Source organism: Streptomyces cylindrosporus, assembly GCF_022698165.1.
In the GTDB taxonomy this organism is placed as follows: domain Bacteria; phylum Actinomycetota; class Actinomycetes; order Streptomycetales; family Streptomycetaceae; genus Streptomyces; species Streptomyces cylindrosporus.
In genome coordinates, this window is record NZ_JALDAY010000001.1 from 989,148 (window position 1) to 1,001,809 (window position 12,662).

Consider the following 12,662-nt stretch of genomic DNA (forward strand, 5'->3'; position numbering starts at 1 on the left):
CACGGTCCTCTTGTGACGTAACCCACATAGGTGGCGGGGGTGGAGCCGTAAGGGTGATTTTCCCTGGTTTGCCGCTTCGCACGCACGCCGGGGCGCGACGCGCAGGCCGGTTGATTGACCGCGAGACACCGTGGACTAAAGTGACGCGAAGCGGGAGGGGAGGCTCTCCCTGCTGGACTGAAATCCCCAGGAGACCTTGGCCGCCGCGCCGATTCTCCCCGCGGGCGGGGACCCGGCGGTGCGGGCCCGCCGGATCTGAGAGGGCCCCTTGAGCCAGAGTCGACATGTCCCGGTGATGCTCCAGCGGTGCCTGGATCTGTTGGCCCCCGCCCTGGAGCGGCCCGGCTCGGTGGTCGTCGACTGCACGCTCGGCCTCGGCGGACACAGTGAGGCGCTCCTCACGCGGTTCCCGGAGGTCCGGCTGGTCGCCCTCGACCGCGACAAGGAGGCGCTGCGCCTGTCCGGCGAGCGGCTCGCCCCCTTCGGCGAGCGGGCCACCCTGGTGCACGCCGTCTACGACGAGCTCCCGGACGTGCTCGACCGGCTCGGCATCGCGCGCGTGCAGGGCGTCCTGTTCGACCTCGGCGTCTCCTCCATGCAGCTCGACGAGGCCGACCGCGGCTTCGCCTACGCCCAGGACGCCCCGCTCGACATGCGCATGGACCAGACGACCGGCATCAGCGCCGCCGAGGTCCTCAACACCTATCCGGCCGGCGAACTCGTCCGCATCCTGCGCGCGTACGGCGAGGAGAAGCAGGCCAAGCGGATCGTCGGCGCGATCGTGCGCGAGCGCGAGAAGGAGCCGTTCGCCAACAGCGCGCGGCTCGTCGAGCTGATCCGCGACTCGCTGCCGCAGGCCGCCAAGCGCACCGGCGGCAACCCGGCCAAGCGCACCTTCCAGGCCCTGCGCATCGAGGTCAACGGCGAGCTGTCCGTCCTGGAGCGGGCGATCCCGGCCGCCGTGCGGGCCCTCGCCGTGGGCGGACGGATCGCCGTGCTGTCGTACCACTCGCTGGAGGACCGCCTGGTCAAGCAGGTGTTCGCGGCCGGCGCCGCCACCACCGCGCCTCCCGGGCTGCCGATCGTGCCCGAGCAGTACCAGCCGCGGCTCAAGCTGCTCACGCGCGGTGCCGAACTTCCCACCGAGGAAGAGGTCGCCGAGAACCGGCGGGCGGCACCGGCGCGACTGCGCGGGGCCGAGCGCATCAGGGAGGACGTGAGCGAGTGATGCGGGCAGCGAGCGGGTTGGGAAACCGGACTCACTGGAGGCCGTGTGAGTAGGAAACCCGAACTGAGGGGGCGCGCGGCTCGTCTCGCACGCCTCTTCCCGGGCCCGTCGGGCAGCGGCCCCCAGGCCGCCCGCACCCCCTTCGTCCTCCTCGTCGTACTCCTCCTGGGCGGCGGACTGATCGGGCTCCTGGTGCTGAACTCCGCGCTCAGCGAAGGCTCCTTCAAGCTCGACGACCTCCAGAAGGACACCAAGAACCTCACCGACGAGGAACAGGCGCTCCAGCGGGACATCGACTCCTACTCCGCTCCCGACGCCCTGGTGCGCCGCGCCCGTGAGCTCGGCATGGTCCCCGGCGGCGACCCCGCCTTCCTGAACCCGGACGGCACCGTGAAGGGCGTCCCGTCCGCCGCCGCCCAGCAGTCCGCCGTACAGGTCCCGCTGGTCCTGCGCCCGCCGGAGACCATCACGCACAGCCCGGCCGCCACCCCCACGACCACCCCCGCGGTCACTCCCACGCCCACGCCCACTCCGACCACGACCCCCGGCAGGTGACGGAGAAGTGTCCGACAGGGAACCGCCGCGCCGCCGCGTGCCCGGCCCCGCGCGCCCCTCGCACCCCGCCCGCCCCGCCGCGGCCCGGCGGCGCCCCGGCCCCGGCGCCCGCCCGCAGGCCCGCCGCCCCGCACCGGCCCGCCCCTCGGCCCCGAACCTGCTGCGCCTGGGCAGCCCCCGCCCCCGGCTGCGCATGGTCAGCCTGGCGCTGACCCTGGTGCTGATCGCCTTCGTCGTACGGCTGCTCCAGGTCCAGGCCGTGGACGCGAGCACATACGCCGCCAAGGCCGACCAGAACCGTTACGTCGGCCAGGTCCTGCCCGCCGTGCGCGGAGGCATCACCGACCGCAACGGCGTGGCCCTGGCGACCAGCGTGGACGCGTACGACCTCACCGCGGACCCGACGATGTTCACCCGCAAGCAGCTGAAGATCGACGACGGGCCCGAGCAGGCGGCCGCGCTCCTCGCGCCGATCCTCGGAGTGGACCAGGAGTCCCTCGTCACCAAGCTCCGCCCGAAGAACAAGGCGCTGCGCTACGTCCTGCTCGCCAGCCGCCAGACCCCGCAGGTCTGGTCGCAGATCAAGGACCTCAAGGCCGCGCTCGCCGACAAGCCGGACACCGCCAACGTCCTCGCCGGTGTCTTCTCCACCCCCAGCAGCAAGCGCGTGTACCCGAACGGCGATCTCGCCGCCGGGATACTGGGCTGGGTCAACGCCGACGGCAAGGGCGGCGGCGGCCTGGAGCAGGAGCTGAACAAGGAGCTCTCCGGCAAGGACGGCAAGATCCGCTACGCCCAGTCCGGCGGCCGTCTGGTGCCCACCGCGGGCTCCACCGAGACGCCCGCGGTGCCCGGCAGCGACGTCGAGCTCACCATCGACCGCGACATCCAGTGGGCCGCGCAGAACGCCATCACCGAGCAGGTGAAGAAGTCCAAGGCCGATCGCGGGTACGTGATAGTGCAGGACACCCGGACCGGCCAGATCCTCGCCATGGCGAACTCGCCCGGCTTCGACCCGAACGACCTCTCCAAGGCGAGTGGCAGCGCCCTGCACAACTGGGCCGTGGAGGACGCCTACGAGCCGGGCTCCACCGCGAAGGTCATGTCGATGGCCGCCGTACTGGAGGAGAACGTGGCCACGCCGCTGACGCACGTCGTCGTGCCCAACCGGCTGCACCGCGGCGACCGGCTCTTCAAGGACGACATCGACCACGCCACCTGGAACCTCACGCTCAACGGCGTGCTCGCCAAGTCCAGCAACATCGGCACCATCGAGGCCACCGGCCAGCTCGGCAAGACCCAGACGCAGGCCAACAAGGTCCTCTACAAGTACCTGCGCAAGTTCGGCCTCGGCAGCTACAGCGGGCTCGACTTCCCGGGCGAGACCAAGGGCATCCTCGCGCCGCCCGACAAGTGGTCGACCTCGCAGCAGTACACGATTCCTTTCGGCCAGGGCGTGTCCATCAACGCGATCCAGGCGGCGTCCGTCTACTCGACGATCGCCAACGGCGGCGTACGCGTCGAACCCACCCTCGTGCGCGGCACCAAGGGACCCGACGGGCGCTTCACACCGGCCGCAACGCCCAAGAAGACAAGGGTCGTCAGCGCGAAGACGGCGAAGGAGCTCGCCCAGATGCTGGAGTCGGTCGTGGACGACCAGGAGGGCACCGGCACCAAGGCGCGCATCCCCGGCTACCGGGTCGCGGGCAAGACGGGTACGGCCAACCGCGTGGATCCGGCCACCGGCAAGTACCACGGATACACGTCCTCGTTCGCCGGGTTCGCCCCCGCGGACAACCCCCGGATCACCGTCTACTGCGCCATCCAGAACGCCACGAGCGGCAGTTACTTCGGCGGCCAGATCTGCGGGCCCATCTACAAGCAGGTGATGGAGTTCGCCCTGAAGACCCTCCAGGTCCCGCCCACCGGGGCGAAGGCCGCGAACCTGCCCGTCACCTTCACGCCCTGATCAGCGCAACCAGCCAGGAACGCTCCGTGACCATGATCACTCCCGACTCCGGCAACCCGGGCACCCCCCGCCCCTCACTTCGCTCGCAGGCGGGTGCGCCCGGTACGCTCACCGCCGTGCCACACGCTGATCAGTCCCAAACCACCCAGAAGGGCGTTTCCGTGACATATCCGGGGCCGCCACGACCGGTTCGGGTCTCCGCCACACCCCTCGCGGAGCTCGCCGATCAGCTGGGTGCCGCCGCGCCGGGCAGTCCCGCCGAGATCACGGGCATCACCCATGACTCGCGCGCCGTCCGCCCCGGCGACCTGTACGCCGCCCTCCCGGGCGCCCGCCTGCACGGCGCCGACTTCGTCACCCAGGCCGCGGGCCTGGGCGCGGTCGCCGTGCTGACCGACCCGACCGGCGCCGAGCGCGCCGCGGCAACGGGCCTGCCGGTCCTGGTCGTCGACGACCCGCGCGGGCGGATGGGCGAACTGGCGGCCACCATCTACGGCCACCCCGGCCGCGACCTGCTCCAGATCGGCATCACCGGCACCTCCGGCAAGACCACCACCGCCTACCTCGTCGAGGGCGGTCTGAAGACCAAGAGCAACACCGGCCTGATCGGCACGGTCGAGATGCGCATCGGCGACGAGCGCATCAAGTCCGAGCGGACCACCCCCGAAGCGACCGATCTCCAGGCCCTGTTCGCGGTCATGCGCGAGCGCGGGGTCGAGGCGGTCGCGATGGAGGTCTCCAGCCACGCGCTGGTGCTCGGCCGGGTCGACGGCTGTGTCTTCGACATCGGCGTCTTCACCAACCTCAGCCCGGAACACATGGAGTTCCACTCCGACATGGAGGACTACTTCCGGGCCAAGGCGCAGTTGTTCACGCCGAAACGCAGCAGACTCGGCGTGGTCAACGCCGACGACGAGTACGGCCGCCGGCTCGCCAGGGAGGCCACCGTCCCGGTCGTCACCTTCTCCGCCGAGGGCCACCCGGACGCCGACTGGCGGGCCGAGGACGTGCGGGTCGGCCCCATGGACTCGACGTTCACCGTGATCGGCCCCGAGGGCGAGCGCATCGAGGCCAGGGCGCCCCTGCCGGGCGGCTTCAACGTGGCCAACACCCTCGCCGCGATCGTCGCCCTGGCCGCCGCCGGGCTCGACCCGCAGGCCGCCGCCGACGGCATCGCCGCCGTGCCGGGCGTACCGGGCCGGCTGGAGCGCGTGGACGCCGGGCAGCCGTATCTCGCGGTCGTCGACTACGCCCACAAGACCGACGCCGTCGAATCGGTCCTGCGCGCCCTGCGCAAGGTCACCGAGGGCAGGCTGCACGTCGTGCTCGGCTGCGGCGGCGACCGCGACAAGACGAAGCGGGCGCCGATGGGTGCCGCCGCGGCCCGGCTCGCCGACACCGCCGTACTGACCTCCGACAACCCCCGCTCCGAGGACCCCCTGGCGATCCTTGCAACCATGCTCGAGGGCGCCGCGTCCGTACCAGCACACGAACGCGGCGAGGTCCAGGTCTTCGAGGACCGGGCCGCCGCGATCGCCGCCGCCGTCGCCCGAGCACGGCCCGGGGACACCGTGCTGGTCGCGGGCAAGGGCCATGAGCAGGGCCAGGACATCGCCGGGGTGGTCCGTCCCTTCGACGACCGCCAGGTGCTTCGAGAAGCCATCCAGAAGACCCAGGGATGAACTTGTGATCGCCCTCTCTCTCGCCGAGATCGCCTCAGTCGTCGGCGGGCAGACGCACGACATACCGGATCCGTCCGTCCAGGTCACCGCTCCGGTCGTCCGGGACTCCCGCGAGGTGGAGCCCGGCAGCCTCTTCGTCGCCTTCGTCGGAGAACGGGTCGACGGCCACGACTTCGCCGAGCAGGTCGTCGAGGCGGGCGCGGTCGCCGTGCTGGCGTCCCGGCCCGTCGGCGTGCCCGCGATCGTCGTCGAGGACGTCCAGAGCGCCCTCGGCGCCCTCGCGCGTCATGTCGTACGACGTCTCGGCGCGACCCTCGTGGCCCTCACCGGCTCCGCGGGCAAGACCAGCACCAAGGACCTGATCGCCCAGGTGCTGCGGACCAAGGCGCCGACGGTGTTCACGCCGGGCTCGCTCAACAACGAGATCGGGCTGCCGCTGACCGCCCTGTCCGCCACCGAGGAGACGAAGTTCCTCGTGCTGGAGATGGGCGCGCGGGGCATCGGGCACATCCGTTACCTGACCGAGCTGACGCCCCCGAAGATCGGCCTCGTCCTGAACGTCGGCACCGCCCACATCGGCGAGTTCGGCGGCCGGGAGCAGATCGCCCAGGCCAAGGGCGAACTGGTGGAAGCCCTTCCGGAGGACGGCGCCGCGATCCTCAACGCGGACGACCCGCTCGTACGGGCCATGGCATCCCGTACGAAGGCGAAGGTGCTCCTTTTCGGAGAGGCCGACGAAGCGGACGTACGCGCCGAGAACGTGCGACTCACGGACACCGGACAGCCCGCCTTCAGGCTCTGCACACCCTCCGGTGCAAGCGACGTGACCATGCGCCTGTACGGTGAGCACCACGTGTCGAACGCGCTCGCCGCGGCCGCCGTCGCCCATGAGCTGGGCATGTCCGCGGAAGAGATCGCCACCGCGCTCTCCGAGGCGGGCTCCCTCTCCCGCTGGCGCATGGAGGTCACCGAGCGACCGGACGGCGTGACCATCGTCAACGACGCCTACAACGCGAACCCCGAGTCCATGCGAGCCGCCCTGCGCGCGCTCGCGGCCATGGGCCAGGGGCGGCGGACCTGGGCGGTGCTCGGCAAGATGGCCGAGCTCGGGGACGAGGCGCTCGCCGAGCACGACGCGGTCGGACGGCTCGCCGTCCGGCTCAATGTCGGCAAGCTCGTCGCGGTCGGGGGCAGGGAAGCGTCCTGGCTGCAACTGGGCGCATATAACGAGGGTTCGTGGGGTGAGGAGTCGGTGCACGTGTCCGACGCACAGGCGGCGGTCGACCTGTTGCGCAGCGAGTTGCGCCCGGGGGACGTCGTACTCGTGAAGGCGTCCCGTTCGGTCGGGCTTGAGAGCATTGCCCAGGCGCTGCTCGAGACCGGTGCCGAGGGTGAGGTTGCCGCCCGATGATGAAGCAGATCCTGTTCTCAGGAGTCATTGGTCTCTTCCTCACCCTGGTCGGCACCCCGTTGCTGATCAAGCTCCTCGCCCGCAAGGGCTACGGCCAGTACATCCGGGACGACGGCCCGCGCGAGCACGCCAGCAAGCGCGGTACGCCGACCATGGGCGGTATCGCCTTCATCCTGGCGACCGTGGCCGCGTACTTCCTCTCCAAGGTCATCACCGGCTACGCCCCGACCTACTCGGGTGTGCTGGTGCTCGGCCTGATGTGCGGCATGGGCCTGGTGGGCTTCCTCGACGACTACATCAAGATCGTCAAGCGGCGTTCGCTGGGTCTGCGGGCCAAGGCCAAGATGGCCGGCCAGCTGATCGTCGGCATCAGCTTCGCGGTGCTCGCGCTGCAGTTCCAGGACGCCCGCGGCAACGCCCCGGCCTCCACCAAGCTGTCGTTCATCACGGACTTCGGCTGGTCGATCGGGCCGGTGCTGTTCGTGGTCTGGGCGCTGTTCATGATCCTGGCGATGTCGAACGGCGTGAACCTGACGGACGGTCTGGACGGCCTCGCCACCGGCGCCTCGGTGCTCGTCTTCGGCGCCTACACCTTCATCGGCGTCTGGCAGTTCCAGGAGTCCTGCGCCAACGCGACGACCCTGACCAACCCCAACGCCTGCTACGAGGTGCGCGATCCGCTCGACCTCGCGGTCATCGCCTCCGCGCTGATGGGTGCCTGCCTGGGCTTCCTGTGGTGGAACACCTCGCCGGCCAAGATCTTCATGGGCGACACCGGTTCGCTCGCGCTCGGCGGTGTCCTCACGGGTCTGGCGATCCTCTCCCGCACCGAGCTGCTCGTGGCCATCATGGGCGGCCTGTTCGTCCTCATCACCATGTCGGTGGTCATCCAGGTCGGCTCCTTCCGCCTCACCGGCAGGCGCGTCTTCCGGATGGCGCCACTCCAGCACCACTTCGAACTCAAGGGCTGGTCCGAGGTACTCGTGGTGGTCCGCTTCTGGATCATCCAGGGCATCTGTGTGATCGTCGGACTGGGCCTCTTCTACGCGGGATGGGCAGCGGACAAGTGACCGACTGGCAGGGGCTCTCCCTGGAGGGCAAGCACGTCACCGTCGCCGGACTCGGTGTCTCCGGTGTCCCGGCGGCCAAGGTGCTGCACGCGCGTGGAGCGCTCGTCACGGTCGTCAACGACGGCGACGACGCACGCGCGCGTGAACAGGCCGCCGAACTGGAGGCGCTGGGCATCACCGTGCGGCTCGGCGACGGCGCGACCCTGCCGGCAGGCACCGAACTCGTCGTCACCGCGCCCGGCTGGAAGCCCGACAAGCCCCTGTTCGAGGCGGCCCGCGCGGCCGGCGTCGACATCTGGGGCGACGTCGAGCTGGCCTGGCGCCTGCGCGGCCCGGAGGCGGCCCCCTGGCTGGCCGTCACGGGCACCAACGGCAAGACCACCACCGTCCAGATGCTGGCGTCGATCCTCACGGCCGCGGGCCTGCGCACGGCCGCCGTCGGCAACGTCGGCGTTTCCGTGCTGGACGCTGTGCTCGGCGAGCAGGAGTACGACGTCCTCGCCGTGGAGCTGTCCAGCTACCAGCTCCACTGGGCGCCCTCGCTGCGCCCGCACTCGGCCGCGGTGCTGAACCTGGCGCCGGACCACCTCGACTGGCACGGCTCCATGGAGGCGTACGCCAAGGACAAGGGCCGTATCTACGAGGGCAATCGGGTCGCCTGCGTCTACAACGTCGCCGACAAGGCCACCGAGGACCTGGTCCGCGAGGCCGACGTCGAGGAGGGCTGCCGGGCGATCGGGTTCACGCTGGGCACGCCGGGCCCGTCCCAACTCGGGGTCGTGGACGGCATCCTGGTCGACCGCGCCTTCGTGGAGAACCGGCAGAAGAACGCCCAGGAGCTCGCCGAGGTCTCCGACGTCAACCCGCCGGCCCCGCACAACATCGCCAACGCCCTTGCGGCGGCGGCCCTCGCGCGAGCGTTCGGGGTGCCCGCGGCCGCCGTACGGGACGGCCTGAGGAACTTCACGCCGGACGCGCACCGCATCGCGCACGTGGCGGACGTGGACGGGGTCGCGTACGTCGACGACTCCAAGGCCACCAACACGCATGCGGCGGAAGCCTCTTTGGCGGCGTACGAGTCCATCGTCTGGATCGCGGGCGGGCTCGCCAAGGGCGCCACCTTCGACGAACTGGTCGCCAAGTCGGCAAAGCGACTTCGCGGTGCCGTGCTCATCGGCAAGGACCGTGCCCTCATCCGGGAAGCCCTCGCGCGACACGCGCCGGAAGTACCCGTCGTCGACCTCGACCGGACCGACACTGGGGCGATGCTCGCGGCTGTCCAGGAGGCCCGGCGGCTCGCGTCCGCAGGCGACACGGTGCTGCTTGCCCCGGCCTGCGCCTCCATGGACATGTTCGCCAACTACAACAAGCGCGGCGACGCGTTCGCGGAGGCGGTTCGCGAACTCGGCGTCTGACCGACGTAGCGGAGGCGTCTGATGCCCAGTAGCCGTACCGGACGGCCGCCCGTTCAGCGGGCGGTCGGACGTCCCGCCGCTTCCCGGGCGCCTCGCGACAACCCCGTGCGCCGGCTGTATCTCAACGCCAAGCGGGCCTGGGACCGGCCGCTGACCGCGTACTACCTGATCGCCGGCGGCTCGGTGCTGATCACCGTGCTGGGCCTGGTGATGGTCTACTCGGCCTCCCAGATCACCGCGCTGCAGATGTCGTTGCCGGGCTCCTACTTCTTCCGCAAGCAGCTGCTCGCGGCCGTCATCGGCGGTGTCCTGCTGCTGATCGCCTCCCGGATGCCGGTCAAGCTGCACCGGGCGCTGGCCTACCCGATCCTCGCCGGTGCCGTCTTCCTGATGGCGCTCGTGCAGGTGCCGGGGATAGGGATGTCGGTCAACGGCAACCAGAACTGGATCTCGCTCGGCGGCTCCTTCCAGATCCAGCCCAGCGAGTTCGGCAAGCTCGCCCTCGTCCTGTGGAGCGCCGACCTGCTCGCCCGCAAGCAGGACAAGAACCTGCTGAACCAGTGGAAGCACATGCTGGTGCCACTGGTCCCGGTCGCCTTCATGCTGCTCGGGTTGATCATGCTCGGCGGCGACATGGGTACGGCGATCATCCTGACGGCGATCCTGTTCGGGCTGTTGTGGCTGGCGGGAGCCCCGACACGGCTGTTCGTGGGGGTCCTGTCCATCGCCGCCACCCTCGGTGTGATCCTCATCAAGACCAGCCCGAACCGCATGGCCCGCCTCTCCTGCATCGGCGCGACCTCACCGCAGTCGGGCCCGGTGGACTGCTGGCAGGCCGTGCACGGCATCTACGCCCTCGCATCCGGCGGAATCTTCGGATCCGGGCTCGGCGCCAGTGTGGAAAAATGGGGTCAACTCCCCGAAGCGCACACGGACTTCATCTTCGCCGTCACCGGTGAGGAACTGGGCCTCGCGGGGACGCTGTCGGTGCTCGCCCTCTTCGCGGCTCTAGGCTATGCGGGTATCCGCGTGGCCGGCCGCACGGAGGACCCCTTCGTCAGGTATGCCGCGGGAGGCGTGACCACCTGGATCACGGCCCAGGCCGTGATCAACATCGGTGCGGTGCTCGGCCTGCTGCCGATCGCCGGCGTCCCCCTCCCGCTGTTCTCCTACGGGGGATCCGCCCTGCTGCCGACCATGTTCGCCATCGGGCTGCTGATCGCCTTCGCGCGTGACGAGCCCGCTGCGCGGGCGGCGCTTTCGATGCGGCAACCTCGCTTTGGTAGAAAGCGGGCCAGAGGCGCCGCATCGGCACGGGGGCCTCGGAGATGGAACACGATGCGACGGCGTGCCTCGGCGGCGCGCTCGTCCGGAGAGCGGTGAATTTCGGTGCATGTCGTACTCGCCGGTGGGGGGACCGCCGGCCACATCGAGCCCGCGCTCGCCCTCGCGGACGCCCTGCGCAGGCAGGACCCCACCGTGGGGATCACGGCCCTGGGCACGGAGCGGGGACTTGAGACCACGCTCGTACCGCAGCGGGGCTACGAGCTCGCGCTCATCCCGGCCGTGCCGCTGCCCCGCAAGCCCACGCCCGAGCTGATCACCGTCCCGGGCCGGCTGCGCGGCACGATCAAGGCGACCGAGCAGATCCTGGAGCGCACCAAGGCCGACGCGGTCGTCGGCTTCGGCGGTTACGTGGCCCTGCCCGGCTACCTCGCCGCCAAGCGCCTCGGCGTGCCGATCGTCATCCACGAGGCCAACGCCCGCCCGGGCCTGGCCAACAAGATCGGCTCGCGGTACGCCGCCAAGGTCGCCGTCTCCACCCCGGACAGCAAGCTGCGTGACGCCCGCTACATCGGCATCCCGCTGCGCCGCACCATCGCCACCCTGGACCGGGCCGCCGCCCGCCCCGAGGCCCGCGCGATGTTCGGGCTCGACCCCAACCTGCCGACGCTGCTGGTCTCCGGCGGCTCCCAGGGCGCCCGCCGCCTCAACGAGGTGATCCAGCAGGTCGCGCCCTGGCTGCAGCAGGCCGGCATCCAGATCCTGCACGCGGTCGGGCCGAAGAACGAACTGCCGCATGTGCAGCAGATGCCGGGAATGCCCCCCTACATCCCGGTAAGTTACCTGGACCGGATGGACCTCGCGTACGCCGCTGCCGACATGATGCTCTGCCGCGCGGGCGCGATGACCGTCGCCGAGCTCTCCGCCGTCGGGCTCCCGGCCGCCTATGTCCCGCTGCCCATCGGCAACGGCGAACAGCGGCTGAACGCCCAGCCGGTGGTCAAGGCCGGCGGCGGACTGCTGGTCGACGACGCGGAACTGACGCCGGACTGGGTCCGGACCAACGTCCTGCCCGTGCTCGCCGATCCGCACCGGCTGTACGAGATGTCCCGCGCCGCCGCCGAGTTCGGCCGCCGGGACGCCGACGACCTGCTCGTCGGCATGGTGTACGAGGCGATCGCCGCCCGTCGTGCACATCATTAGGAACGGCATTTCCATGTAGGCGAAGGGCAGGAAGCGTGGCCGGACCGACCACCGCGGAGCAACGCGGTGAACGTGAGCAGGAGTCGTCCGGCCCGCCTCTCGCCCGGCGGCTGAGGCCGACACGCCTCCGCCTCCGCCTTCGTACGATCATCATCCTCGCCATCGCGCTCACCCTCCTCGGCGCGGGCACCGTCTGGCTGTTGTACGGATCCCGGTGGCTCCGCGTTGAACGCGTATCGATTTCCGGCACCCGGGTGCTGACGCCCGAACAGGTTCGCGCCGCCGCCGAAGTCCCCGTCGGGGCACCGCTGATTTCCGTCGACACCGATGCGATCGAGTCGCGACTGCGCGCGAAACTGCCCCGAATTGACACGGTTGACGCGGTCCGTTCCTGGCCGCACGGAATCGGCCTGAAAGTGGTTGAGCGCACTCCGGTTCTGATTGTCCAAAAGGGCGGAAACTTCGTAGAAGTGGACGATGACGGTGTCCGTTTCGCCACGGTTTCCCGGGCCCCGAAAGCCGTTCCCGAACTGGAATTGAAGCTCTCCTCCACCGGTTCCACCGGCGCGAGCCTGCGCCGTTTCGGCGAGGACCGGCTGGTGCGCGAGGCGGTACGGGTCGCCGGTTCCCTGCCGAGCGGGGTCGCCCGGATCGCGCGGACCGTCAAGGTGCGTTCCTACGACGACATCTCGCTGGAGTTGAACGACGGACGGACCGTCGCCTGGGGGAGTTCCGAGCGGGGTGCGCTGAAGGCGCGTACGCTCACCGCTCTCATGAAAGCGGCGCCGGACGCGCGGCACTTCGACGTCTCGGTTCCCACCGCCCCTGCGTCATCGGGGAGTTGA

At 70.5% G+C, this 12,662-nt stretch carries 10 protein-coding genes; all 10 read left to right on the plus strand.

Annotation, left to right across the window (positions count from 1 at the left end):
* Nucleotides 1-268: 268 nt before the first annotated feature.
* The 10 genes from rsmH to MQP27_RS04435 all read left to right on the plus strand — a co-directional run bounded on the left by rsmH (nt 269) and on the right by MQP27_RS04435 (nt 12,662).
* Nucleotides 269-1,228 (plus strand): 16S rRNA (cytosine(1402)-N(4))-methyltransferase RsmH, encoded by a 960-nt coding sequence (gene rsmH / locus MQP27_RS04390; protein ID WP_242760986.1) that lies wholly within the window; start codon nt 269-271, stop codon nt 1,226-1,228.
* A 45-nt stretch (nt 1,229-1,273) separates the two neighbouring features.
* Complete coding sequence (gene ftsL, locus MQP27_RS04395; RefSeq protein ID WP_242760988.1) at nt 1,274-1,783, plus strand: cell division protein FtsL; 510 nt, start codon at nt 1,274-1,276, stop codon at nt 1,781-1,783.
* A 7-nt stretch (nt 1,784-1,790) separates the two neighbouring features.
* Nucleotides 1,791-3,752, plus strand: a complete 1,962-nt coding sequence (locus MQP27_RS04400) for a peptidoglycan D,D-transpeptidase FtsI family protein (RefSeq protein WP_242760990.1) — start codon at nt 1,791-1,793, stop codon at nt 3,750-3,752.
* 161 nt (nt 3,753-3,913) lie between these two features.
* Nucleotides 3,914-5,434, plus strand: a complete 1,521-nt coding sequence (locus MQP27_RS04405) for a UDP-N-acetylmuramoyl-L-alanyl-D-glutamate--2,6-diaminopimelate ligase (protein WP_242760992.1) — start codon at nt 3,914-3,916, stop codon at nt 5,432-5,434.
* 4 nt (nt 5,435-5,438) lie between these two features.
* Complete coding sequence (locus MQP27_RS04410) at nt 5,439-6,845, plus strand: UDP-N-acetylmuramoyl-tripeptide--D-alanyl-D-alanine ligase (protein ID WP_242760994.1); 1,407 nt, start codon at nt 5,439-5,441, stop codon at nt 6,843-6,845.
* Complete coding sequence (gene mraY, locus MQP27_RS04415) at nt 6,845-7,915, plus strand: phospho-N-acetylmuramoyl-pentapeptide-transferase (RefSeq protein WP_242761417.1); 1,071 nt, start codon at nt 6,845-6,847, stop codon at nt 7,913-7,915. The genes MQP27_RS04410 and mraY overlap by 1 nt, the downstream gene beginning before the upstream one ends.
* Nucleotides 7,897-9,330, plus strand: coding sequence for a UDP-N-acetylmuramoyl-L-alanine--D-glutamate ligase (gene murD, locus MQP27_RS04420; RefSeq protein WP_242760996.1), 1,434 nt, complete (start codon nt 7,897-7,899; stop codon nt 9,328-9,330). The genes mraY and murD overlap by 19 nt, the downstream gene beginning before the upstream one ends.
* 21 nt (nt 9,331-9,351) lie before the next feature.
* Nucleotides 9,352-10,713: a putative lipid II flippase FtsW gene (gene ftsW, locus MQP27_RS04425; RefSeq protein ID WP_242760998.1), complete on the plus strand. Its 1,362-nt coding sequence runs from the start codon at nt 9,352-9,354 to the stop codon at nt 10,711-10,713.
* Between the two features lie 6 nt (nt 10,714-10,719).
* Complete coding sequence (murG, locus tag MQP27_RS04430) at nt 10,720-11,817, plus strand: undecaprenyldiphospho-muramoylpentapeptide beta-N-acetylglucosaminyltransferase (protein ID WP_242761000.1); 1,098 nt, start codon at nt 10,720-10,722, stop codon at nt 11,815-11,817.
* A 35-nt stretch (nt 11,818-11,852) separates the two neighbouring features.
* Nucleotides 11,853-12,662, plus strand: a complete 810-nt coding sequence (locus MQP27_RS04435) for a cell division protein FtsQ/DivIB (RefSeq protein ID WP_242761002.1) — start codon at nt 11,853-11,855, stop codon at nt 12,660-12,662.